Source organism: Brevundimonas guildfordensis, assembly GCF_014836405.1.
Taxonomy (GTDB): domain Bacteria; phylum Pseudomonadota; class Alphaproteobacteria; order Caulobacterales; family Caulobacteraceae; genus Brevundimonas; species Brevundimonas guildfordensis.
On record NZ_JACSQU010000002.1, the window covers coordinates 58,467 to 80,320 of the forward strand.

The following is a 21,854-nucleotide window of genomic DNA, read 5'->3' on the forward strand; positions in this document are numbered from 1 at the left end:
ACCGCCCTTACCCCTGTCAACGCGAGGGCCTTTTTAAGGCGGCGCCGCGCAGGCGCGAACGGTCGCCCCGGCGACCTGTCCCCAGACCCTTGCCCGGAGCGTCCGATGCGAGCGCGGCGTCCCCTCACAAGCCTGTTTTTGGTCGCCGTCGTCGGGCTGGCGCTGGGCCTGTCCGCCTGCGGGCGGGGCGGCGACGAGGCCGCGCCGGAAAAGAACGACCGGGTGGTGGCCAAGGTCAACGACCGCGCCGTCTGGGCCTCGGACGTGCGGCGCGAGGCGGTGGCGCAAGGGCTGATTGGCGAGGACGATCCTCTCGATGTCTCCTCCGAACTGTTCCGCCGGGTGATGGACGAGGTGGTGGATCAGAAGCTTCTGGCCGCCGAGGCCGAGCGTCGCGGACTGGATTCCAGCCCGGCCGCCCAGCGTCGCCTGCAGGCCGTGCGCGAACGCATTTTGGGCGACATGCTGGTGGAGAAGGTGGTGTCCGGCGCCGTGTCCGAACAGGCGGTCGAACGCCTCTACGCCGAACAGCAGCGTCTGGCGCGCGCCACCGAGGAAATCCGCGTGCGGCTGATCCTGGCGCCGACCAGGGAACAGGCCGACGCCGTTCTGGGCGTCCTGGGGCAGGGGGCGGCCTTCGAGGCCGTGGCCGCTCAACGCTCCATCGACGACGCCACCCGCTACTCCGGCGGCGACCTGGGCTATTCGACGCTCGACGTCCTTCCCGGCGCCTATGCGACCGCGCTGCAAGGCACGACGCCGGGCCAGGTCGTCGGCCCGATCCAGACCGAGACCGGCTGGGCCGTGCTGAAGGTCGAGGACCGCCGCGTCGAGACGCCGCCGACGTTGGAGCAGGCCCGTCCCCAGATCGTCCGCTATCTGACCTATGAAGGCGTGCGCCAGTTGCTGGAGCAATTGCGCGGCAAGGCTGACGTCGAAATCACCCTGACCGACGCTCAGGCGGCGACGCCGGACGCGACTCTCGCCGATAAAGTCAAATTTTCTCCTGCCGCCGGAAACGCCACATGAGCCAGCCGCCCAAGTCCGCCTCGACCGGCAAGAAGATCGAAACCGTCATCGAGAAGGCTCTGGACCCCTTGGCCTCGGCTCTGAAACGCGCGGCCCAGTCGGCTGGAACGACGCCGGCGAAGGCTTCGGCGCCCGGCAAGCCGGGCCTGATGATCTCGCCGCTGGCCGTGCCCTTCCCGGCCATCGCGCCGATCGGCGGGGTCGAGATCGCGACCGCCCGCGCGGGCTTCTACAAGCATGAGCGCGACGACCTTGTGATCTTCCACTTTCCCGAAGGCGCATCGTGCGCGGGCGTCTTCACCCGGCACAAGGTCGGCTCGGCCCCGGTCGACTGGTGCAAGCGCCAGCTGGACGCCGACAAGGGCGGCGAAGAGGTTCGGGCGCTGATCGTCAACGCCGGTTGCGCCAACGCCTTCACCGGCAAGGCCGGCGCCGATGCGGCGCGTCACACGGCTTCGGAGTTCGCCAAACGCTTTGGCTGCCGACAGCGCGACGTCATGCTGGCCTCGACCGGGGTCATCGGCGTGGTGCTGGACGACAAGAAGATCACCGCCCGCCTCCCCGAGGTTCAGGCCGGTCTGAAAGCCGACAACTGGGCCAAGGCCGGTCTGGGCATCATGACGACGGACACCTTCCCCAAGGGCTCCTACGCCGAGTGCGAGATCGAGGGCGTCAAGGTGAAGATCGCCGGGATCGCCAAGGGCTCGGGCATGATCGCGCCCGATATGGCGACCATGCTGGCCTTCATCGTCACCGACGCCGATATCGCCCCGCCGGTGCTGAAGGCCCTGCTGAACCTGCACGTCCGCACCACCTTCAACTCGGTGACGGTGGACGGCGACACCTCGACCAACGACACGGCCCTGCTGTTCGCCACGGGCGCGTCGGGCGCGCCGCGCATCGGCCGCGTCGGCGACCGTCGCCTGAAGGACTTCTCGGCGGCGCTGGACGCCGTCATGCTCGATCTGGCTCACCAACTGGTCAAGGACGGCGAGGGCGCGACCAAGTTCGTCAAGGTGACCGTCGAAGGCGCAGCCAGCCCCGCCTCGGCGCGCAAACTGGCCAAGTCGATCGCCGACAGTCCGCTGGTCAAGACCGCCATCGCGGGCGAGGACGCCAATTGGGGCCGCATCGTCATGGCGGTGGGCAAGACGGAGGAGGCGGTGGACCGCGACCGCCTGGCCATCCGCTTCGGTCCCCACGTCGCCGCCGTCGACGGCGCCCCGTCGCCTGACTACGACGAGGCGGTCATGAGCGCCTATATGAAGAACGACGAGATCGACATCACCGTCCATGTCGGCTCGGGGCGGGCGTCGGCCACGGTGTGGACCTGCGACCTGACCAAACGCTACATCGAGATCAACGGGGACTACCGCTCGTGAGCGAGACGCCTGCCGTTCCCACCGTCCTGGTCGTCGCCGTCGCCCTGATCGACCCAGACGGCCGGGTGCTGATCGCCAAGCGCCCCGAGGGCAAGCAGTTGGCGGGCCTGTGGGAATTCCCCGGTGGCAAGGTCGAGCCGGGCGAGCGGCCGGAAACGGCGCTGATCCGCGAGCTGAAGGAAGAACTGGGCATCGACGTGAAGGAGGCCTGCCTGGCCCCCTTCGTGTTTACCAGTCACGCTTACGAATCCTTTCACCTGTTGATGCCACTGTATCTGTGCCGGCGCTGGTCCGGCGTGGTCGAGGCGCGCGAGCATGCGGGCCTGGCCTGGGTGAAGCCCGACAAGCTGTCGGCCTATCCCATGCCGCCGGCCGATGAACCGCTGATCGCCTGGCTGCGCGATCTGCTCTGACGGGCCGACGACAGGGGAGGGCCGGGCGTGAAGGGTTTCATCCACCAGCTGCTCCGCGATGAAGGGGGCGCCACCGCCATCGAATACGGCCTGATCTGCGCCTTGATCGGCATGGTGGTCCTGGCCGCGCTCGGGGCCTTCTCCGGGCGGATGGAGGCGGTCTACGGCAAGGTCAGCCAGTTCGTTCTCGTCGCCGGAGGCTGACGGTCAGCCCTCCTCGCCGGTCTGCTCTCTGACGCCCAGGGCATCGGCCAGCCGGGTCTTGGCCGAGCCGCGCTTGGCGGGCTTCTGCTGGCTCTCGTGCGGCGCCCATCCGGCCAGGTGAACCATCTCGAAGGTGGCGGGGATGCGCCCGTCGGCCTCGGCGTGACGCTCGGCGTAGAGCTGGGCCGCGCGGGCCAGCACGGCGCGGCTGAGCGGCCGGATCGGCCCGGCCAGCACGTTTGTCTCTCCCATCGCCCGCAGGTCGCGCATCAGGGCGAACGGATCGCCATAACGCACCGTCACCCGGTCCACGTCCGTCACTGGCAGGGCGAACCCGGCCCGTTGCAGCAGGGCCGCCCCGTCGAAGCCGTCGGCGAAGGGCGAGACGCGCGCCTGGGCGCCGCCGTTGACCTCCAGCTCCGCCTCGGTCAGCACCCCACGCAGTTCCTTCAGCGTCGCGGCGCCGAACAGGCTGGCGACGAACAGGCCGTCGGGCTTCAGCGCGCGCCTGATCTGGCTCAGCGCGCCGGGCAGGTCGTTGGCCCAGTGCAGGCCCAGCAGGTTGACGATCAGGTCGGCCGATCCGTCCTCAAGCCCCAGCGGGTCGGCGCCGGGCGCGGCGCGTTCGGCGGTCGAGCCGACGGCGCGGACCTCAGCCACCCGTTCGCGCGCCGGACTGTCGGCCAGGGCGCGGGCGAAGACGCCGGGATGGGGCGACAGGTCGACGGGCGTCTGAAACTCGCGCAGGATCACTTCCAGGCTGTTCACCGCATTTTCGGCGGCGCGCAGGTGCAGGAAGTCGGCGTCCGGGAAGCGGCGGGCGGCGCGGCTCAGGCGCACGGCGCGGCGGGCGGCGTCGAAGATGATCGGGGGACCGGAGGAGGGAGAGGGGGCGCTCATGTCGGTTCAGGATGGGGGCTGGCGAGGTCGATTGAAAGGCGTCGGGGGGCCTTTAGCATCCGGCGCGCGCGATGCGGGTCGGGGCCTGCTGGATATTTTGCTGCCGCCCCTCGCTCACGACAGTCGGGAGGCGGCGGCGTCCGCCGGCCTTTCGCCCGACGCTTGGAGCCGGGTCGCCTTTCTGGAGGCGCCGGTCTGCGACGGCTGCGGAGCCGCGTTTGAATGCGACGGCGGCGACTTCGCGGCGGATCGGTGCGCCGCCTGCCTCTCCAGTCCTTACGCCTTCGGCCGGGCGCGGACGGCCTGCGTCTACGACGAGGCGTCGCGCGGGATCATCCTGAAGTTCAAGCATGGCGACCAGCAGCAGTTCGCGCCTCTGTTCGCCCGCTGGATCAGCCGTTCGGCCGCGCCCCTGATCGAGACGGCGGACGCCGTGGTCCCTGTGCCCCTGCATCGCGCCCGCCTGCTGTCGCGCCGCTTCAATCAGGCCGCTGAGATCGCCCGGCCGCTGGCCCGCGCGGCGCGCCTTGAGTACCTGCCCGACGCCCTGATCCGCGCCCTGCCGACCGCCAGCCAGGGCGGCAAGTCCGCGCGCGGGCGGCGGCTGAACGTCAAGGCGGCCTTCGCTGTGACCGAGGCCGGGCGGCGACGCATCAAGGGACGGCGCCTGCTTCTGGTCGACGACGTGCTGACGACGGGGGCCACCGCAGAGGCCTGCGCGCGGGTTTTGGTGGAGGCCGGAGCGCGCGCCGTGGACCTGGCCGTCATCGCAAGGGTGAAAAACGCGCGAGAACCGCCTAAATGAAAGAGAACCTTCCCCTCAGCCTCTAGGAGTCTCCCTTGGCCGAAGTCGTTCTCTACACCAAACCCGGCTGCCCCTACTGCATCCGCGCCATGGCCCTGCTGGACAGCAAGGGCGCGGCCTATACCAACATCGTCGCCTCCAACGACCCCGAGAAGAAGGCCGAGATGGTCGAGCGCTCGGGCGGCGCCGCCACCTTCCCGCAGATCTTCATTGACGGAAAACACGTCGGCGGCTCGGACGACATCCACGCCCTGGACCGCAAGGGCGAGCTGGACGCCTTGCTGGCGGCCTGACGTGACTGACGCGCTCGACATTGCGCTGATCCAGACGCGGACGCCGGCGACGGCGCCCGCGGGGCTGGCGCATGTCGAGCCCCTGATCCGGCAAGCCGCGGCCGGAGGCGCGCAGCTGATCCTGACGCCCGAGGGGACCAACTTCCTCGAACAGCGCCGAGCTTTGCGCGACGCCGCCCTGTCGGGCGAGGGCGCCGATCCGGCTGTGCTGGGGCTGCAGGCCCTGGCCGCCGAACTGGGCGTCTGGCTGCTGGTCGGCTCGGTCATCGTCCGCTCGGGCGTGGCGGATGATCCGCGCGCCGCCAACCGGTCGCTCCTGATCGACCCCGGCGGGGCGATCACGGCGCGCTATGACAAGCTGCATGTCTTCGACGTCGACCTGCCGAACGGCGAGACCTATCGCGAAAGCGCCTCGATCAGGCCGGGCGAGGCGGCGGCGGTGGCTGACACGCCCTGGGGCGGTCTGGGCCTGACCATCTGCTACGACCTGCGTTTCCCGCATCTGCACCGCGCCCTGGCCAAGGCGGGCGCGAATCTGATCGCCGTTCCCGCCGCCTTCACCCGCCCGACCGGCGAGGCGCACTGGGAGACGCTGCTGCGCGCCCGCGCCATCGAGACCAGCGCCTTCATCCTGGCCCCGGCCCAGGGCGGCACGCATGAGGACGGCCGCCAGACCTGGGGCCGCTCCCTCGTCGTTGGCCCGTGGGGCGAAGTCATCGCCCGGCTCGACCACGATGAACCGGGCGTCCTGCACGCCCGGCTGGACCTTTCCTCGGTGGAGCGAGCGCGGGCCTCCGTGCCGGCCCTTCGCCACGACCGCGACTTCGACCTGTCCCTATGATCCGTTACGCCCTCTCCTGCGACCACGACCACGGCTTCGAGGCCTGGTTCGGCTCCTCGTCCGACTATGACGATCAGGCGGCGCGCGGCCTGGTCGAATGCCCCTTCTGCGGCTCGACGGCGGTGCGGAAGCAGGTGATGGCCCCGGCCGTCTCCGGCACGAAGAAGACCGCGCCTTCGCCCGACGCCCTGAAACCTGAAGCTCTCAAGCAGATGCAGTCGATGATGATGCAAGCGGCGCAGCAGGTGCGCGACCACGTCGAGCAGAACTTCGACTACGTCGGCGACGCCTTCGCCCGCGAGGCCCGCGACATCCACGAAGGCCGCAGCGAGAAGCGCGAGATCTACGGCGAGGCCACCCCCGCCGAGGTCAAGAAGCTGAAGGACGACGGCGTGCCCTGCGCGCGCCTGCCCAGCCTGCCGCCCGATCCCAAGAAGGCGAACTGACGCGATGTCCCTGATGATCGCCCTGGCCGTGGCCGCGCTGCAGACGGCGCCTGCCTCGACCCCCGACCTGTCGTGGCTGGCGGGTTACTGGCTGGACTGTTCCGGCGGACGCGAGGCGTCCGAGACCTGGAGCGATCCGCGCGCGGGTCTGATCGTCGGCCTCACGGTCACCGTGCGCAATGGCCGCAGCGGCTTCGAGAGCGCGCGCATCGGCCCCCTGAGTGACGGAGCGCTGGCCTATTTCGCGCAGCCGGGCGGGGCGCCGGCGACGGTCTTTCGGCTGGTCGACAGCGGGCCGCAGCGAGTTGTGTTCGCCAACCCGGACCACGACTTTCCGCAGCGCATCATCTATGAACGCGCGGGGATACGCTGAGCGCCCGGATTGAAGGGGCGGTCGGCGACGAGAACCGGAGCGTGCAATGGCGATTCAACAGGGCGGAACTGAACGCCCGCTGCCCCCTCCGACCTGGCGGGCGATGACGCCGGACGACCTCGACGGCGTGGTGGCGGTGGCCCAGCTCTCCTTCCCCGATCACCCGGAAGAACGCGCCTGCTTCGCCAACCGTCTGGAGCTGTATCCTGAGGGCTGTTTCGTTCTGGCGGCCGAGGGCCGGCCGGTCATGGGATATATGGTCGCCTATCCATGGAAGTTGAACGCGGCTCCGGCGCTGAACGTGCTGATCGACGCCATCCCGGCCGAGGCCGAGGTGGTCTATCTGCACGATCTGGCCCTGCACCCAGACACGCGCGGCGGCGGCTTCACCCGACCGGTGGTCGAACGCCTGGCCGAGCAGGCCACGGCGGCGGGCTGGCCGGCGCTCGCCCTGGTGGCGGTCAACGACGCATCGAGCTTCTGGGCGCGCAACGGCTTCGAGATCCAGAATCCGCCCGGCATGGCCGAGAAGCTGGCCAGCTACGGCGACGACGCCCGCTACATGGTTCGCCCGCTCTGAGCCGTCAGGCGTCCCGCGTCGCCATCATCATATAGTTGATGCCCACGTCGTCGCCTTCGCTCCAGCGGTCGCTCAGCGGGTCGTAGGCCAGGCCGTAGGGCCCGGTTACGCTCAGCGGCTCGCCGTCCAGCATGGCGCGCAGCTCCTCGGGCTTGAGGAACTGGCGCCAGTCGTGGGTGCCCGCCGGCACCCAGCGAAGCACATATTCCGCCGCGACCTTGCCCAGCAGCAGGCCCTTCAGCGTGCGGTTCAGGGTGGCGACGATCATCAGCCCGCCCGGCTTGATCAGCTTGGAGCAGGCGCGGATGAAGGCCTCGGGGTCGGCGACGTGTTCGATCACCTCCATCGTCAGCACCACGTCGAACGGACCTGCGCCCGCTTCGACCATCTGTTCGACGGTGGCGGCGCGATAGGCGATGTCGAGGCCGACCTGCTCGGCGTGGGCGCGGGCGGTGCCGATGTTCTCGGACGAAGCGTCGATGGCGGTGACGTCAAAGCCCATGCGCCGCATCGGCTCGGCGATCAGCCCGCCGCCGCAGCCGATGTCGATCAGGCTGAGTCCGTTGAAAGGCGCGCGCGCCTTTACGTCGCGCTGGAAATGCTCGGCCGCCCGGTCGCGCACGAATTTCAGCCGCGCCGGATTGAAGCGATGCAGGGGCGCGAAAGGCCCTTTGGGGTCCCACCACTCGGCCGCCTGGGCCGAAAAGCGCGCCACATCGGCAGGATCAATGCTCGGCCCTTCGGCACGATCGGTAGCAAAGGGTGAAAAACCCTCATCGCTTTGGGGTTTGCGCGGATCGAGGCTGTCGTTAGAAGCGGGCATGGGCTCAGGCATGGACCGCCTTCGCCCGCCATGCAAGCAGGGGGATCAGGCGCAGGGATGACGCGGGCCGACACGAACCGGTTGGTGATGAAGTTCGGCGGCACCTCCATGGCCGACCTCGAACGCATCCGTCGCGCGGCGCGCATCGTCGCCGCCGAGGCCTCCAGAGGCAAGGGCGTGGCCGTGGTCGTCTCGGCCATGGCGGGCAAGACCAATGAGCTGGTGGCCTGGACCGATGGTGTCGGCGCCGCCGCGCCGGGCCTGTACGCCGACAGCGCTCTGTCGGACGACGAATATGACGTGGTGGTCGCCTCGGGCGAACAGGTGACCTCGGGCCTTCTGGCCCTGACCCTGCGCAACATGGGCTTCAAGGCCCGCAGCTGGATGGGCTGGCAGATTCCGATCCTGACCGACGACGCCCACGGCCGCGCCCGCATCGAGGACGTGCAGGGCGACGTGCTGGGCGCCGCCGTCGACGCGGGCGAGATCGCCATCGTGCCGGGCTTTCAGGGCGTGACCCGCGACGGCCGCATCACCACCCTGGGCCGGGGCGGCTCGGACACCTCGGCGGTGGCGGTGGCGGCGGCGCTCGGCGCGCCGTGCGACATCTACACCGACGTGGACGGCGTCTATACGACCGACCCGCGCATCCAGAGCCGCGCCCGGCGTCTGGAGAAGGTGTCCTACGAAGAAATGCTGGAGATGGCGTCGCTGGGCGCCAAGGTGCTGCAGACCCGTTCGGTCGAACTGGCCATGCACAAGCGCGTGCCGGTGCGCGTCCTGTCCAGCTTCATTGAACCGGATGAAAACGGAAACCTGCCGCAACACGCCGGCACCCTGATTTGCGACGAGGATGAGATCGTGGAAAAGCGCATCGTTTCCGGCGTGACCATGAGCCGGGACGAAGCCCGGATCACGCTTTTGGGCCTGTCGGACCGGACGGACGCCCCGGCCGACGTCTTCACCCGCCTGGCCGAGGCCGAGGTCAACGTCGACATGATCGTGCAGAGCCAGGCCCGCACCGAAGGCGCGGTCAACCTGACCTTCACGACCGGCCGCCGCGACGCGCGCCGCGCCGCCGAGCTGATGATGGCGGCCAAGGCCGAGATCGGCTTCGAGGAGCTGCGGGTCGACGACGACGTGGCCAAGGTGTCGGTGATCGGCGTCGGAATGAGAAGCCACGCGGGCGTGGCCCAGACCATGTTCCGCGCCCTGGCCGACAAGGGCGTGAAGTTCCAGGCTATCTCGACCTCTGAAATCAAGATCAGCGTTCTGATCGATTCGGATTATGCAGAGCTGGCGGTGCGTGCGCTGCACGCGGCCTACGGACTGGACGCGGAAAGCTAGGATAAGGGACGCGCCGCCCTATCTGAACGGATCGGACGGTTAGGCGGGAGAGACCATGGTAAAGGGCGCAGCAGTGACGGCGAGGGGGCCACGCCTCCTGTTGCGCCAGATCCGCGAGGCCCTGGCCGGGCCGGGGGGCGGCGCGCCGGCCCAGACCCGGCTGAACATGGTGGTGCGGATCATCGCCCGCTCCATGGTGGCCGAGGTCTGCTCCATCTATCTGCGGCGCGCCTCGGGCGAGTTGGAGCTGTTCGCCACCGAGGGGCTGAACCCAGAGGCCGTCCATAACACCCGCCTGCGCCCCGGCGAGGGCCTGGTCGGCGAGGTGGCCCGCACGGCCGAGCCGCTCAGCCTGTCGGACGCCCAGTCGCACCCCAGCTTCTCCTACCGGCCGGAAACGGGCGAAGACCCCTATCACGCCTTCCTCGGCGCGCCCCTGCTGCGCGGCGGCCGGGCCATCGGCGTTCTGGTCGTCCAGAACCGCGCCGCTCGTCGCTATGACGAGGAAGAGATCGAGGACATCCAGACCATCGCCATGGTCCTGGCCGAGACGGTGGCCTCGGGCGAGCTGCTGGCGCTGGAGGAGCTGCGCGACGTCGAGGTGGCGCCTCATCGGCCCGAACGGCTGCGGGGACAGAAGTTCGCCGAAGGCCTGTCGTTCGGTCGGGCGGTGCTGCACGAGGCGCCGATCGCGCCCGAACAGCTTCTGGCCGACGACCCGGTCGCCGAGGAGGTCCGCCTGAAGGCGGCGCTGGACGGTCTGCGCACCAGCATCGACGCCCTGCTGGAGGGCAGTCAGGGCAAGCTGGGCGGCACCCCCTATGAGGTGCTGGAGACCTATCGCATGTTCGCCGACGACCGGGGCTGGAACCGGTCGCTGGAGGAGGCGGTGCGCTCTGGCCTGACGGCCGAGGCCGCCGTCGACCGCGTCCGCAACGAGCACCGCGCCCGCTTCGCCAACGCGCGCGACCCCTACATCCGCGAGCGGCTGCACGACTTCGAGGACCTGGCCAACCGCCTGCTGCGGCTGATGGCGGGCGACCATCCGGGCCAGCGCGACCTGCCCGACGACGCGATCCTGGTGGCCAAGAATCTGGGTCCGGCGGACCTGCTGGAATATCCGCGCCACAAGCTGCGCGGCCTGCTGCTGGAAGAGGGCTCCGCCGCCGCTCACGCGGCCATTGTCGCGCGCGCCCTGCAGATTCCCTGCGTCGGCCGCCTTCAGGGCCTGCGCGACCGCCTGACCGAGGGCGATCAGGTGATCGTCGACGGCGAAACGGGCGAGGCCTATCTGCGGCCGCGTCCGGACATGCTGGCGGCGGTCGAGAGCCGGATGGCCGTGCGCGCCCAGCAGCGCGCCGAGTTCGACCAACTGCGCGACACCCCCGCCGTCACCAAGGACGGCAAGCGCATCGTGCTGCTGACCAACGCCGGTCTGGCGGTGGATCTGGAGAATCTGGACGCCACCGGGGCTGAGGGCATCGGCCTGTTCCGCACCGAGTTCCAGTTCATGGTCTCGGACGAACTGCCGCGCCTGGACTCGCAGACGGCGCTCTACAAGCTGGTGCTGGATGCGGCGGGCGATCGGCCGGTCACCTTCCGCACGCTGGATATCGGCGGCGACAAGGTCCTGCCCTATCTGGACAATGAGCGCGAGGAGAACCCGGCGCTGGGGCGGCGCGCCATCCGTCTGGGGCTGGATCGTCCGGCCCTGCTGAGGATGCAGTTGCGCGCCCTGCTGACCGCCGCCGCCGGGCGCGAACTGCGCGTCATGTTCCCGATGATCGCCACGGTGGACGAGTTCAGGGCCGCGCGCGAACTGGTCGACATCGAATGCGACTGGGCGCGACGCCGGGGCCGCCCGCTGCCGTCCCTGCTGCGCGTCGGGGCCATGATCGAGTGCCCCAGCCTGCTGTGGCACCTGGACGCCCTGCTGCCGCTGACCGACTTCGTCTCGATCGGCACCAACGACCTGATGCAGTATATGTTCGCCTCCGACCGCACGAACCCGCGGGTGTCCGAGCGTTATGACGCCCTGTCGCCGCCCTTCCTGCGCGCCCTGGCCGAGATCCAGCAGAAGTGCGCCGACAGCGCCACGCCGGTCTCCGTCTGCGGCGAACTGGCGGGCCGCCCGCTGGAGGCCTTCGCCCTGATCACCCTGGGCTACAGCCGCCTGTCCGCCCCGGCGGGCGGGGTGGGGCCGGTCAAGCGCATGATCCTGTCGGCGGATCTCAACGCGGCGCGACGGGGGATGAACGTCCTGCTCGGCTCCTCGGCCGGGTCGGTGCGCGGCGAGATCGAGTCGCTGGCGCGCAAGCTGAACGTGGAAGTCTAGGAAAGCTGCGCCGCTTTCCCGCGTTGCCCGCGCTCCTCGCCTCGTCTAAGCGGGGATGACGGGCGCACGGCCGCCTGGCGTGACGGAACCCCGACCCTATGGACCAGGATCGGCAAGCCGCGTTCGACTTCGACGCCGACGCGACGCTGGATCAGACCCCTGAGCCGACGCCCCAGCCGGCGCCGGAAGATCCCTCGGATGATTCCCTGGGCGCGACTTTGCGCGCCGCGCGTCTGGCCTCGGGCCTGTCGATGGCCCACCTGTCGACCATGACGCGGGTGCATCCGCGTTTCCTGACGGCGCTGGAGCAGGCCGAGTACGCCGCCCTGCCGTCGCGCATCTTCTCGATGGGCTATGTGCGCGCCTATGCGGGCGCCCTGGGGCTGGACGAGCTGAACGCGGTCGAGCGGTTCAAGCAGGAATATCCCGATGCGGCCGTGCCGTTGCAGCCGCCGACGGGCGCCGCCCTGCAGCAGATGCGCCAGAACTCGCCCAAGATCCTGGGCGTCATCGGCGCCTTTCTGGCGGTGGTGGTCGGCTGGAACGTGTTTCAGCGGCTGAACCGCATCGAGGCGCCGCACCCGTCGGATCTGGTCGCCGTGCCCAAGGACTGGGCCGAGCAGGCCGACCGCCAGCGCGACCGCGCGCTTTACCTCGGGGCGCCCAGGGCGGCCCCGCCGGATCAGACCACGCCGGCCTTGTACGTCACGCCGGGGCTGGAGGCGCAGCTGACCGGCATCGACCCAGACGACCCCAACGCCGCGCCGCCGCCAGCCCCTCCGGTTCAGGCCGCCTTCAACCCGCGCGGGGCCATCTACGGCGCCTCGGCCACGGCGTCCCAGGTCACGCTTCAGGCGCGCAAGCCGGCCATTCTGGTCATCCGCCAGGGCGACGGCCGCATCCTGTTCGCGCGCCAGTTGGCGGCGGGCGAGGCCTGGCGTGCGCCGCCCGGCCTGTCGGCCACCATCGACACGCCCGATCCGGAGGCGTTCGACATCTATCTGAACGGCGAGCACGGCGGCGTCCTGCCCGCGCCCCAGTCGCCGCTGGGGACGCTGAACAACCGCGCCCAGGCCGCCGCGCGTGAATCCGAGGCGCGCGTCGCCGCCGCCGCCGAGGCTCGCGCTCGCGCCGCCCAGGCCGCTGCCGCAGCAGCCGCTGCGGCCGCGCCGAGACCGCAGCCCTATCAGCCGACGACTCCGGCTGCGACTGCGACAGCGACTGGGCCGGTCGCCCAACCGCCCGCCGTCTGAATGCTTTGCAGCGTGATCGCGCGGCCCAGGCGATGATCTTTCGTCGTCTGTCGTGGTTTTGCCGTCCTTCCTGTCCTATGTTTGCGGCGTCATGAGCGACCATAGTTCCGAACTCGGCCACGTCCGTCCCTGGCGCCACATCGAGCGCCGCAAGAGCCGCCAGATCATGGTCGGCTCCGTTCCCGTCGGCGGGGGCGCGCCGATCAGCGTCCAGTCGATGACCAATACGCCGACCGCCGACGCGGCGGCGACGCTGGAACAGATCCGTCAGCTGGAAGAGGCTGGGGCCGACATCGTCCGCGTCTCCTGCCCCGATGAGGATTCGACGGCGGCCTTCAGGACCATCGCCCGCGAAGCCCGCGTGCCGCTGGTGGCCGACATCCACTTCCATTATCGCCGCGGCATCGAGGCCGCCCAGGCGGGCGCGGCCTGCCTGCGGATCAATCCCGGCAACATCGGCTCGATCGAGCGGGTCAAGGAGGTCGTTCAGGCCGCCCGCGACCACGGCTGCTCCATGCGCATCGGCGTCAACGCCGGCTCGCTGGAGAAGGAGTTGCTGGAGAAATACGGCGAGCCCTGTCCGGACGCGATGGTCGAAAGCGCGCTGAGCCACGCCCGCATCCTGCAGGACCTGGACTTCCACGAGTTCAAGATTTCGGTGAAGGCGTCCGACCCCTTCTTGACGGTCGCCGCCTATCAGCAGCTGGCCGACGCCATCGACTGCCCCCTGCACCTGGGCGTGACCGAGGCGGGGCCGCTTCGCACCGGCACGATCAAGTCGGCCATCGGCATGGGCAATATGCTGTGGTCGGGCATCGGCGACACCATCCGCGTCTCCCTGGCCGCCGATCCGGTCGAGGAGATCAAGGTCGGCTTCGACATCCTGAAGTCGCTGGGCCTGCGCCACCGGGGGGTGAACATCATCGCCTGCCCGTCCTGCGCGCGTCAGGGCTTCAACGTCATCGAGACGGTGGGGATTCTGGAAGACCGGCTGGCGCACATTTCGACGGCCATGTCTCTGTCGATCATCGGCTGCGTCGTCAACGGGCCGGGCGAGGCGCTCTATACCGACGTCGGTTTCACCGGCGGCGGCAAGGGGGCGGGCATGGTCTATCTGAACGGCAAGATCGCCCATAAACAGGCCAACGACGGTATGATCGAGGAGATCGTCGCCCAGGTCGAAGCCAAGGCCGTTGAACTGGACGCCGCCCGTGCGGCCCCCGCCGCCCTCAACGCCGCCGAGTAATCATGAAGCTCTACATCACCACGCCTTCGCCCTTCGCGCGCAAGGTGCGCATCGTCGCCCGCGAAAAGGGCCTGTCCGAGCGGATCGAGGAAATCGCCGTCGATCCCTACGGCAATGCGCCGGAATTGCTGGCGACCAATCCTGCGGTGCAGGTGCCGACCCTGATCGCCGAGGACGGCCTGCCGCTGAACGACAGCCCGGTGATCGCCGAATATCTGGACGCCCTGGGCGCCGGCCCGCGCCTGCTGCCTCCGGAAGGCGCAGAGCGCCTACGGGTCAAGCGGCTGGAGACGCTCGGCAACGCGACGCTGGAGATGGGCGTCAAACTGGTGCTGGAGAAGCGCCGGCCGGAGCATGAACGCTCGGCGTCGTGGATGGAGCGCTGGACCGTCAACATGGGCCGCACCCTGGATGCGCTCGAAGCCGCCGCGCCGGACGCAGAGGCGCTGGACATGGGCGTGCTGACGGCGGGCGTCGCCGTCACCTGGATCAGCTTCCGACACCCGGACTATGACTGGAAGACCGGGCGTCCGAACCTGGTCGCCCTGCAGGCGGCGCTGGAGAAGCGGCCCAGCTTCATCGACACCTATCCAGTCTGAAGCTTACTCGTCCGTGTCGAACGGAGCGAGGAGCCGGTAGCGCAGACGGGTGTTGTCGGCCTCCAGAACCTCCAGCCGCGCCCCGCGAAAGCCGATCACCGCGCTGTGGTTCAGATCATAGTCGATGCTCTGGCTCTGGGGCGCGTCGTCGCCGCTCGTCTCGCGATAGAGGAAGCGTACTTTGCCGTCGGCGCGGCCGTGATAGATCAGCTCGCGCCGCCGCGCGCCCTCGTCGGCCTCGTCGATGCGGATGTCGCGCACCTGGGGCGTCGCGTTCCAGCTCAGGACGCACAGGCCCGGCGTGATGAAGCCGCGCACCGGGCCTGATCCGTCGTTGGCGCGGCAGAGCCCGCCCGAGGCATAGGGCGCCGTTCCCAGCAGAGGATCGCGGGCCGTCATCCGATCGGAAAAATAATAGGTGTGTCGCGCGTCGCTCTGGCGCGCCGCCAATCGGCCCGGCGCGACCGTGAAGCGCTTTCTCAGCACGCCGTCGCCCCAGGTCAGCTCGTTCGAGAGCGCCAGGCCGGGCAGGCTGCGACGTCGCCCGCTTTCGACCGCCGCCTCGCCCAGCTCGATTTCGACAACGGCGCCCAGGGCGGGACGGTCGATCTGTTCAATCTGCGGCGGGATTGTCTGTGTCGATGCGCAGCCGGACGCCAGCCCCCCGATTATGACGCCGATTATCCATTCGCGCATTCGTCGCCCCCGACCTGTGCAATCGACAGTCGGCTGCGCGCGAGCGGAGTGTCAATGACCCGCGTTAGGTCAGGAGCTGATAGCCTTGGAACGCCGCCAGCACGATCAAGAGGCCGCCGACGGCATAGGTCAGCACCTTGCGCGGCACCTTCTTGACGATCAGGCCCGCGAAGGGGGCGGCGATCAGCCCGCCGACGACCAGGCCGGCCACAGCGGCGGCGTGATTGCGCAGGGCTCCGGCTTCTTCCCAGTGACCGGTGACCAGGGCCCAGACGAAGGTGGCGGAGATGGCGACTGTCAGGAAGAACTCGGCCGTATTCACCGTGCCGATGGCCTTGCGCGGCTCATGTCCGGCCCCGACCATGGTCGAGGAGACGGTCGGGCCCCAGCCGCCGCCGCCAATCGCGTCGAGGAACCCGCCGACCAGTCCCAGAGGACCGGTGACCCAGGCAGGCAAGTGGCGGGTCGGGATGTCGTGCCCCGCCCGCCACAGGATCCACACGCCGACCAGGGCCAGATAGGCGACGATGAAGGGCTTGATCACCGCCGCTTCGAGGCCCGTCAGCACATAGGCGCCGACAACTCCGCCGACCACCCCGGCGACGGCCAGCGGCAGCAGCAGGCGCCACTCGACGTTCCGATGCAAGGTGTGGCTGCCCGCGGAGGCGGCGGTGGTGAAGACTTCAGCGGCGTGAACGCTGGCGGAGGCCGTGGCGGGGGGCACGCCCAGGGCCAGCAGGACGGAAGATGAGATGACGCCGTAGGCCATGCCGAGCGCGCCATCGACCGCCTGGGCCAGGACGCCGACCAGCAGGAACAGGAAGAAGGTTTCCATTCAGCGCCTCAGCCGGTGATTACGGGCCATCAGGCGCAGGTCGCGGCTGCTCTGGCAATGGCCTGCGTGCCCGCACCCGCCCAGCCGTCAGGCGCTTTCCAGCCGCGCGATGGCGTCCAGCACGTCACGCCCGCTATAGGGTTTGATCACCATGGCGGCGGCCAGTTCAGCGTTCTGGGCCGCCGCCGTAACGTCGCCCGACAGGAAGATGACCGGCACGCCCCAGCGCGATTTCAGCTTCCGCGCCAGATCCACGCCCGTCGCTTCGCCTGACAGATTGATGTCGAGCAGGGCCAGGTCGATGGGGTGAAGAGCGGTGGCCGCCTCGGCCGCCTCGGCGCTGTGGAAGGGCCCGACCACCCGGTGCCCGGCGGCGTCCAGCGTCTCGGTCAGATCGGCGGCGGCGTCGGCGTCGTCCTCGACCAGCAGGACGGTCCGGGGCTCGACGGGAGGCGTGACGCTGGTCGCCTGAGGCGGAGCCTGTCGCACGAGAACCGCTCGAACAAAGGGCCACAGTTCGGCAGCCGAACGCTCGGCGTCCAGATCGAAAATCTTGGCCAGGGCCTTCAACTCTTGTTCGGCTGAGCGGCTCAAGGGTTCGCCGCCCGGGGCCAGCAGGCCGTCGTAGAGGGCGCACAGGCGTGCGACATCCGTGGCTGGCGCGATGCCCGCCGACACGCCATCGGGGGGATTTTCATGGCTCATGCCCTGTCTCCGTTTTCGCTTCAGCCCGTTAAAGTCGAGGTGGAGCTAGGGCGTTTGCAGGTGCGAAGAAACCGGGCTGACGGGCTTGTGACGGCCGTTCACAATCGCTCCATATGCGCGTGTAGAGGCGTTTTTATCGACACGGTGCCGCGTCGCGGGTAAGGCTCCGCGCTCGATTTTCTCTGCAAGGACACGCCGTTGCGACTGCCCCAGGCCCGGCTCGATCAGGTGCTCGATCGCTTCCATCAGGTGGAGGCCCGCATGGGCGCCGCCACGGACGGCGCCGAGATCGTGCGCCTGTCGAAAGAGCACGCCGAGCTCAAGCCGGTGGCCGATGCGGTCCAGGCCCTGGCCCGCGCCCGGGCCGAGGTGGAAGACCTGAAGGCCATGGCCGCCGATCCGGAAATGGCCGCCCTGGCCGCCGATGAACTGGACGCCCTGACCGAGCGCCTGCCGGGGCTGAAGCGCGACGTCGCGCTTCTGCTGGCGCCCCGAGACGCCGATGAGAACGCCTCGGCCGTGCTGGAAGTGCGCGCCGGCACCGGCGGGGACGAGGCGGCCCTGTTCGCGGGCGACCTGTTCCGCATGTATTCGCGCTACGCCTCCACGCGCGGCTGGCGCGTCGAGATCGACAGCGCGACCGAGGGCGACGCGGGCGGCTTCAAGGAGATCATCGCCACTGTCAGCGGCGAGGGCGTGTTCGGCCGTCTGAAGTTCGAAAGCGGCGTCCACCGCGTCCAGCGCGTGCCGACGACCGAGGCAGGCGGGCGCATCCACACCTCGGCGGCCACCGTCGCCGTCCTGCCCGAGGTCGAGGACGTCGAGATCGAGATTCTCGACAAGGACATCCGCATCGACACCTACCGCTCGTCCGGCGCGGGCGGCCAGCACGTCAACAAGACCGACTCGGCGGTGCGCATCACCCACCTGCCCACCGGCATCGTCGCCACCTCGTCAGAGAAGTCGCAGCACGTGAACCGCGACAAGGCGATGAAGAACCTGCGCATCCGCCTGTATGACATGCAGCGTCAGGCCAAGGATGCGGCCCGCTCCGACGCGCGCAAGTCGCAGGTCGGCTCGGGCGACCGCTCCGAGCGCATCCGCACCTATAACTTCCCGCAAGGACGGGTGACCGATCACCGCATCGGCCTGACCCTGCACAGCCTGCCGCAGATTCTGGAAGGCGACCTGGCGCCCCTGCTGGATGCCCTGATCGCCGAGGACCAGGCCGCCCGTCTGGCCGATCTGGAAGCCGAGTTCGTCTGACAGGACCCCGACGGGCGGAAGCGATCGCCCTATCTGCGCCGCGCCCTTCGCTTCAGCACCCGGTCGCCCAGGCTCTCGGCGTATTTCAGCGTATAGGCCAGGGCGGCGGGGTTGCCGCGCCGAGCGCCGACGGAATCGGCCATCACCGCGCCTCGCTCGCCGATCGGGAGGGGCGCGCCAATGGTCGTGTCCTGGGCCGTCTGGTGCTCGATCTCGGCGTTTAGCCGCGCGCCCATCAGGATCACCTGCACCGAGAACCAGGTCCACAGCAGGAAACCCATGGCCGCCGCCAGAGGGCCGTAGGAATCGGTCCGCACGAAGTTGGTCAGGAACCAGCTGAACAGGAAGGACACCAGCAGGCTCATGACCGCCGCGAACAGGGCGCCCGGCGTCAGCCAGCGCCACCGCGCCCGCGCCCGGCTCGGTCCCAGGCGATAGATCAGAGCCAGCGCGCCCACATAGCCGAAGAACAGCAGTGGCCAGCGCAGCGGCGCCAGATAGGCCCACTCGTCCTGAAGCCCGAACACCGCCAGCACCAGGGGCACGCCGACCACCAGGGCCGAACTCAGCAGCACCGCCGCTATGGCCGAGAGGGTGAAGCCCATGCACATCAGGTTGTAGACCACGATGTTGCGCCGCTCGACCTCGTGATAGGCGAGATTCAGGCCGTAGAAGAGCGTCTTGATGCCCCCGTTCGCCGCCAACAGCGTCAGCAGCAGGGTCCACACCAGGGTGAAGGTCAGCTGGCCGGTCGAATTGCCCGCCAGCCGCGTCATCTCAGCCCCCAGGAACTGCGCTACGTTCGAGGGCAGAATCTCATAGAGGAAGCTGAGCTGGCCCCAGGCGTCGGCGGGGTCGGCGAACAGGCCGTAGACGGTGACGAAGGCGCCCAACGTCGGAAACAGGGCCAGCAGCATGAAGAAGGTCACGCCGCCGGCGACGAAACCGACTCGATCGCCGAAATAGCCCATGACGGTGCGCCACAGAATATCGACCCAGCCCTTGTGCGGGATTTGCAACGGCCGATGGGCCAGGCGGCCGCGTCCCGGCTCCTTGGCGTCATAGTCCTCGGGCGTCGGATCGCGCGGGGGCAGGACGTCGGGGCGCGACGGCCGCAACTCAACCCCGAACCGATGGCCTTGAGTGTAGAGCAGATGGGCCGCGGTCGCGCCGGTCGCCAGTCCGCCGGCCGCAGCCGCCAGATAACGCAACAGCCCGCCAGCCCCTCTCGCCGGGGGGCGAGACGGGCGACGCCCTGAACGGCGGCGGTTCGATCTGAGCAGGTCGTTCATCCCCATTCGCCCCTCAACGGCTACGCTGCCATGCCGTTCCGTCTTGAAATCGCGCGCGGCAGACCCCAATCACCGGTGATGTCCGATCAGAACACCCAACCGACCTTGCTGACCGCCTGGAAAGGCGCGCAGGCCCGCCTGAAAGCCGCCGGCATCGACAGCCCCTCCATCGACGCCCGCCTGCTGCTGGAAGCGGCGACCGGGGCGGGACGTGTCGACATCCTGAACGATCCCTATCGCGCCCTCAGCGAAGAGCAAACCCGCGCGCTCGACGCCATGGTCGATCGCCGCCTGCGCCGCGAGCCGGTGTCGCGCATCCTGGGCCGCAAGGGCTTCTGGAAGATCATGCTGAACGTCACCCCCGACGTGCTCAGCCCCCGTCCAGACACCGAGACGGTGGTGGACGTGATCGTCCGCGCGTTTCCGCCGCACTCGACCTTCGACATGGCTGATCTGGGCACCGGGTCGGGCGCGATCCTGCTAGCGGCGCTGGCCGAGCGGCGCGGCGCGCGCGGCGTCGGCACCGACATCTCGACCGAGGCCATCGCCGTGGCCCGCGAGAACGCGGCCAACCTGGACCTGAACAACCGCTGCACCTTCATGCGCACGGACTGGGCGGCGGGTTTCGCCGACGCCAGCTTCGATCTGGTGGTGTCCAACCCGCCCTATATTCCGACCGGCGACATCGCCGGCCTGGACCCCGAGGTGCGCGAGCACGACCCTCATCTGGCTTTGGACGGCGGGCCGGACGGGCTGCAGCCCTATCGCGACCTGGCGCCCGAGATCGCCCGCATCCTGCGCCCCGAAGGCGTCTTCGCCGTCGAGATCGGCTGGGACCAGGGCGAGGCGGTCAAGGCCCTGTTCGAGGCGGCCGGCTTCGCCGACGTCAAGGTGGTCAAGGATCTGGCGGATCGCGACCGCGTCGTGACGAACGGTCCGGACCCGCGCGTGGGTCCTATCCCCGAGGTCGAAGCGCCGCTGCAATAAAAACCCTTGGAAAGCGCCGCGCCGCGCGCTAAGTCCGTGTTGTTCCCATCCAAACGCATCCTTTTCGGGCAGGTTTGCTCGCTTAAGCGCGTCTGGGTCCAGTGACGGTCGCGCCCCTCAGACGGGCGCGGCGGACCACGGGGAACGCACGGTTTTCCGAAAAGCTCGCACCGGGGATAGGCCCCGAACGAACGGAACGACGAACAGGGTCCCGCCCGTCTTCTTCGACGGCGGCCCGCACCAGCACGGTAAGCTCCGATGAGAGATTTCAAGGGCATGAAGCGTCAGCGCGGACGCAACCGGAAGCCCGGCGGCGGCAACAACGCCAACGCCACAAATCCGAACCGCTCGTGGGACTCGCAAGGTCCCGAGAACATTAAGGTCCGGGGCAACGCCCAGACCGTCTATGAGCGCTATATGCAGCTGGCGCGCGACGCCGCAGCCGCTGGCGACCGCGTTCTGGCCGAGAACTACACCCAGCACGCCGAACACTATTTCCGCGTCCTGCGCGCGCTGCAGCCGCAACGCCCGGTCAGCGAGATCGCCCAGCGCGAACTGGCCGGCCAGGGTTTCGACATCGATTTCGAGGACGAATCGGGCGCCCAGGCTGCGGCGATCATCGCCGCTCAGCAGGCCGAGGAGCGCCGTCTGGAAGACGAGGCGCGCCGCCAGGCCGAGCGCGCCGACCGCGAGGCCAACCGCGACCGCGATCGTGACCGGGACCGCGAGGGATCGGACAACGGCGCCGACGCCGAGGGCCGTGAGGGCGGGCGCCGCGAAAGCCGTCGGGAGCGCTGGGAGCGCCGCCGCGACGAGCGCAACCGTCGCTTCGAGAACAACGAAGGCGACGCTGGCGGTTCTGACGAGGAGCCGGCTCCGGGCGACGATCAGCCTTCCGAAAGCGCCGACGCGCCCGCCGTGATCGAAGAGGCGCCGGTCGAACGCGCGCCGCGCGCGCCTCGCGCTCCGCGGCGTCCGCGTGCCGCGGCCGACGACGTGACTGCTCAGCCGACTGATGACGCGGCTGGCTTGCCGGGCTTCCTGACGCGGCCGATCGCGGCCGAGGAGGGGGCCGCCGCCGAGGATGAGGCGGCGCCCGCGCCCAAGCGCCGCACGCGTCGTAAGGCCGAAGCGGCGGGTCCCGACGACGAAGGCTGAGGCCGCGTTGACGCCCTAGGGTTGCGCCTACAGACAAATACAACCT

At 69.4% G+C, this 21,854-nt stretch carries 24 protein-coding genes; 18 read left to right on the top strand and 6 right to left on the bottom strand.

Annotated features, from left to right (window positions below):
* Nucleotides 1–105: 105 nt before the first annotated feature.
* From H9656_RS08675 to H9656_RS08690, 4 genes are read left to right on the top strand one after another with little or no spacing between them, the layout of a single operon-like run.
* On the top strand, nucleotides 106–1,029 hold the full coding sequence (locus tag H9656_RS08675) for a peptidylprolyl isomerase (RefSeq protein WP_191743880.1): 924 nt from the start codon (nucleotides 106–108) through the stop codon (nucleotides 1,027–1,029).
* Nucleotides 1,026–2,411, top strand: a complete 1,386-nt coding sequence (argJ, locus tag H9656_RS08680; RefSeq protein ID WP_191743881.1) for a bifunctional glutamate N-acetyltransferase/amino-acid acetyltransferase ArgJ — start codon at nucleotides 1,026–1,028, stop codon at nucleotides 2,409–2,411. The genes H9656_RS08675 and argJ overlap by 4 nt, the downstream gene beginning before the upstream one ends.
* Nucleotides 2,408–2,824: a (deoxy)nucleoside triphosphate pyrophosphohydrolase gene (locus H9656_RS08685; RefSeq protein ID WP_003168254.1), complete on the top strand. Its 417-nt coding sequence runs from the start codon at nucleotides 2,408–2,410 to the stop codon at nucleotides 2,822–2,824. Before argJ ends, H9656_RS08685 begins: the two co-directional genes overlap by 4 nt.
* A 27-nt stretch (nucleotides 2,825–2,851) precedes the next feature.
* A complete protein-coding gene (locus H9656_RS08690) occupies nucleotides 2,852–3,028 on the top strand; it encodes a Flp family type IVb pilin (RefSeq protein ID WP_191743882.1) in 177 nt (58 codons plus the stop codon).
* A 3-nt stretch (nucleotides 3,029–3,031) separates the two neighbouring features.
* On the opposite strand, the gene H9656_RS08695 is transcribed toward H9656_RS08690, so the two are convergent.
* Nucleotides 3,032–3,928, bottom strand: coding sequence for a methyltransferase domain-containing protein (locus tag H9656_RS08695; RefSeq protein WP_191743883.1), 897 nt, complete (start codon nucleotides 3,926–3,928; stop codon nucleotides 3,032–3,034).
* On the opposite strand from H9656_RS08695, the gene H9656_RS08700 reads away from it, so the two are divergent.
* Genes H9656_RS08700 through H9656_RS08725 form a run of 6 tightly spaced genes read left to right on the top strand, consistent with a single transcriptional unit; the run spans nucleotide 3,927 to nucleotide 7,266 of the window.
* Nucleotides 3,927–4,733, top strand: a complete 807-nt coding sequence (locus H9656_RS08700; RefSeq protein WP_191743884.1) for a ComF family protein — start codon at nucleotides 3,927–3,929, stop codon at nucleotides 4,731–4,733. The two genes, H9656_RS08695 and H9656_RS08700, sit on opposite strands and share 2 nt — an antisense overlap.
* Before the next feature lie 35 nt (nucleotides 4,734–4,768).
* The gene (gene grxC / locus H9656_RS08705; RefSeq protein WP_191743885.1) at nucleotides 4,769–5,026 is read left to right on the top strand and encodes a glutaredoxin 3; all 258 of its coding nucleotides are present in this window, start codon (nucleotides 4,769–4,771) and stop codon (nucleotides 5,024–5,026) included.
* 1 nt (nucleotide 5,027) lies between these two features.
* Complete coding sequence (locus H9656_RS08710; RefSeq protein WP_191743886.1) at nucleotides 5,028–5,867, top strand: carbon-nitrogen hydrolase family protein; 840 nt, start codon at nucleotides 5,028–5,030, stop codon at nucleotides 5,865–5,867.
* The gene (locus H9656_RS08715; protein WP_191743887.1) at nucleotides 5,864–6,313 is read left to right on the top strand and encodes a DUF1178 family protein; all 450 of its coding nucleotides are present in this window, start codon (nucleotides 5,864–5,866) and stop codon (nucleotides 6,311–6,313) included. Before H9656_RS08710 ends, H9656_RS08715 begins: the two co-directional genes overlap by 4 nt.
* Nucleotides 6,314–6,317: 4 nt before the next feature.
* Nucleotides 6,318–6,686: a DUF6265 family protein gene (locus tag H9656_RS08720; RefSeq protein WP_225212407.1), complete on the top strand. Its 369-nt coding sequence runs from the start codon at nucleotides 6,318–6,320 to the stop codon at nucleotides 6,684–6,686.
* Between the two features lie 46 nt (nucleotides 6,687–6,732).
* Nucleotides 6,733–7,266, top strand: a complete 534-nt coding sequence (locus H9656_RS08725) for a GNAT family N-acetyltransferase (RefSeq protein ID WP_225212408.1) — start codon at nucleotides 6,733–6,735, stop codon at nucleotides 7,264–7,266.
* A gap of 4 nt (nucleotides 7,267–7,270) precedes the next feature.
* On the opposite strand, the gene ubiG is transcribed toward H9656_RS08725, so the two are convergent.
* Nucleotides 7,271–8,101: a bifunctional 2-polyprenyl-6-hydroxyphenol methylase/3-demethylubiquinol 3-O-methyltransferase UbiG gene (gene ubiG, locus H9656_RS08730; protein ID WP_225212409.1), complete on the bottom strand. Its 831-nt coding sequence runs from the start codon at nucleotides 8,099–8,101 to the stop codon at nucleotides 7,271–7,273.
* A gap of 45 nt (nucleotides 8,102–8,146) precedes the next feature.
* Here ubiG and H9656_RS08735 point away from each other — a divergent pair, with 45 nt between their 5' ends.
* The 5 genes from H9656_RS08735 (at nucleotide 8,147) to H9656_RS08755 (ending at nucleotide 14,869) form a co-directional block, all read left to right on the top strand.
* Nucleotides 8,147–9,436 (top strand): aspartate kinase, encoded by a 1,290-nt coding sequence (locus H9656_RS08735; RefSeq protein ID WP_191743888.1) that lies wholly within the window; start codon nucleotides 8,147–8,149, stop codon nucleotides 9,434–9,436.
* Between the two features lie 55 nt (nucleotides 9,437–9,491).
* Complete coding sequence (gene ptsP / locus H9656_RS08740; RefSeq protein WP_025976913.1) at nucleotides 9,492–11,771, top strand: phosphoenolpyruvate--protein phosphotransferase; 2,280 nt, start codon at nucleotides 9,492–9,494, stop codon at nucleotides 11,769–11,771.
* 98 nt (nucleotides 11,772–11,869) lie between these two features.
* Entirely contained in the window at nucleotides 11,870–13,024 is a 1,155-nt protein-coding gene (locus tag H9656_RS08745) for a helix-turn-helix domain-containing protein (RefSeq protein ID WP_191743889.1), read from the top strand.
* A gap of 91 nt (nucleotides 13,025–13,115) precedes the next feature.
* Nucleotides 13,116–14,270 (top strand): flavodoxin-dependent (E)-4-hydroxy-3-methylbut-2-enyl-diphosphate synthase, encoded by a 1,155-nt coding sequence (ispG, locus tag H9656_RS08750; protein ID WP_191743890.1) that lies wholly within the window; start codon nucleotides 13,116–13,118, stop codon nucleotides 14,268–14,270.
* A 2-nt stretch (nucleotides 14,271–14,272) separates the two neighbouring features.
* Nucleotides 14,273–14,869 (top strand): glutathione S-transferase N-terminal domain-containing protein, encoded by a 597-nt coding sequence (locus tag H9656_RS08755; protein ID WP_191743891.1) that lies wholly within the window; start codon nucleotides 14,273–14,275, stop codon nucleotides 14,867–14,869.
* Between the two features lie 3 nt (nucleotides 14,870–14,872).
* Here H9656_RS08755 and H9656_RS08760 read toward each other — a convergent pair whose 3' ends face one another.
* The 3 genes from H9656_RS08760 to H9656_RS08770 form a co-directional block, all read right to left on the bottom strand.
* A complete protein-coding gene (locus tag H9656_RS08760) occupies nucleotides 14,873–15,565 on the bottom strand; it encodes a hypothetical protein (protein ID WP_191743892.1) in 693 nt (230 codons plus the stop codon).
* Nucleotides 15,566–15,629: 64 nt separating this feature from the next.
* The gene (locus H9656_RS08765) at nucleotides 15,630–16,400 is read right to left on the bottom strand and encodes a sulfite exporter TauE/SafE family protein (RefSeq protein WP_191743893.1); all 771 of its coding nucleotides are present in this window, start codon (nucleotides 16,398–16,400) and stop codon (nucleotides 15,630–15,632) included.
* Between the two features lie 87 nt (nucleotides 16,401–16,487).
* Complete coding sequence (locus tag H9656_RS08770; RefSeq protein ID WP_191743894.1) at nucleotides 16,488–17,105, bottom strand: response regulator; 618 nt, start codon at nucleotides 17,103–17,105, stop codon at nucleotides 16,488–16,490.
* Nucleotides 17,106–17,303: 198 nt separating this feature from the next.
* On the opposite strand from H9656_RS08770, the gene prfA reads away from it, so the two are divergent.
* Nucleotides 17,304–18,371, top strand: a complete 1,068-nt coding sequence (gene prfA, locus H9656_RS08775) for a peptide chain release factor 1 (RefSeq protein WP_191743895.1) — start codon at nucleotides 17,304–17,306, stop codon at nucleotides 18,369–18,371.
* Nucleotides 18,372–18,400: 29 nt separating this feature from the next.
* Here prfA and H9656_RS08780 read toward each other — a convergent pair whose 3' ends face one another.
* Nucleotides 18,401–19,582, bottom strand: coding sequence for a YihY/virulence factor BrkB family protein (locus H9656_RS08780; RefSeq protein WP_225212410.1), 1,182 nt, complete (start codon nucleotides 19,580–19,582; stop codon nucleotides 18,401–18,403).
* A 159-nt stretch (nucleotides 19,583–19,741) separates the two neighbouring features.
* Here H9656_RS08780 and prmC point away from each other — a divergent pair, with 159 nt between their 5' ends.
* Entirely contained in the window at nucleotides 19,742–20,650 is a 909-nt protein-coding gene (gene prmC / locus H9656_RS08785) for a peptide chain release factor N(5)-glutamine methyltransferase (RefSeq protein ID WP_191743897.1), read from the top strand.
* 276 nt (nucleotides 20,651–20,926) lie between these two features.
* Nucleotides 20,927–21,808, top strand: a complete 882-nt coding sequence (locus H9656_RS08790) for a DUF4167 domain-containing protein (protein WP_225212411.1) — start codon at nucleotides 20,927–20,929, stop codon at nucleotides 21,806–21,808.
* Nucleotides 21,809–21,854 lie beyond the last annotated feature (46 nt).

Bases quoted from the DNA above. Each gene is read 5' to 3' on its own strand.
- H9656_RS08790 (WP_225212411.1), top strand. From the start codon at position 20,927: ATGAAGCGTCAGCGCGGACGCAACCGGAAGCCCGGCGGCGGCAACAAC.
- prmC (WP_191743897.1), top strand. From the start codon at position 19,742: ATGTCCGATCAGAACACCCAACCGACCTTGCTGACCGCCTGGAAAGGC.
- H9656_RS08695 (WP_191743883.1), bottom strand. From the start codon at position 3,928: ATGAGCGCCCCCTCTCCCTCCTCCGGTCCCCCGATCATCTTCGACGCC.
- H9656_RS08675 (WP_191743880.1), top strand. From the start codon at position 106: ATGCGAGCGCGGCGTCCCCTCACAAGCCTGTTTTTGGTCGCCGTCGTC.
- H9656_RS08765 (WP_191743893.1), bottom strand. From the start codon at position 16,400: ATGGAAACCTTCTTCCTGTTCCTGCTGGTCGGCGTCCTGGCCCAGGCG.
- ptsP (WP_025976913.1), top strand. From the start codon at position 9,492: ATGGTAAAGGGCGCAGCAGTGACGGCGAGGGGGCCACGCCTCCTGTTG.
- argJ (WP_191743881.1), top strand. From the start codon at position 1,026: ATGAGCCAGCCGCCCAAGTCCGCCTCGACCGGCAAGAAGATCGAAACC.
- ubiG (WP_225212409.1), bottom strand. From the start codon at position 8,101: ATGCCTGAGCCCATGCCCGCTTCTAACGACAGCCTCGATCCGCGCAAA.
- H9656_RS08725 (WP_225212408.1), top strand. From the start codon at position 6,733: ATGGCGATTCAACAGGGCGGAACTGAACGCCCGCTGCCCCCTCCGACC.
- H9656_RS08755 (WP_191743891.1), top strand. From the start codon at position 14,273: ATGAAGCTCTACATCACCACGCCTTCGCCCTTCGCGCGCAAGGTGCGC.
- H9656_RS08745 (WP_191743889.1), top strand. From the start codon at position 11,870: ATGGACCAGGATCGGCAAGCCGCGTTCGACTTCGACGCCGACGCGACG.
- H9656_RS08760 (WP_191743892.1), bottom strand. From the start codon at position 15,565: ATGCGCGAATGGATAATCGGCGTCATAATCGGGGGGCTGGCGTCCGGC.
- H9656_RS08720 (WP_225212407.1), top strand. From the start codon at position 6,318: ATGTCCCTGATGATCGCCCTGGCCGTGGCCGCGCTGCAGACGGCGCCT.
- H9656_RS08770 (WP_191743894.1), bottom strand. From the start codon at position 17,105: ATGAGCCATGAAAATCCCCCCGATGGCGTGTCGGCGGGCATCGCGCCA.
- H9656_RS08700 (WP_191743884.1), top strand. From the start codon at position 3,927: ATGTCGGTTCAGGATGGGGGCTGGCGAGGTCGATTGAAAGGCGTCGGG.
- H9656_RS08735 (WP_191743888.1), top strand. From the start codon at position 8,147: ATGACGCGGGCCGACACGAACCGGTTGGTGATGAAGTTCGGCGGCACC.
- ispG (WP_191743890.1), top strand. From the start codon at position 13,116: ATGAGCGACCATAGTTCCGAACTCGGCCACGTCCGTCCCTGGCGCCAC.
- H9656_RS08715 (WP_191743887.1), top strand. From the start codon at position 5,864: ATGATCCGTTACGCCCTCTCCTGCGACCACGACCACGGCTTCGAGGCC.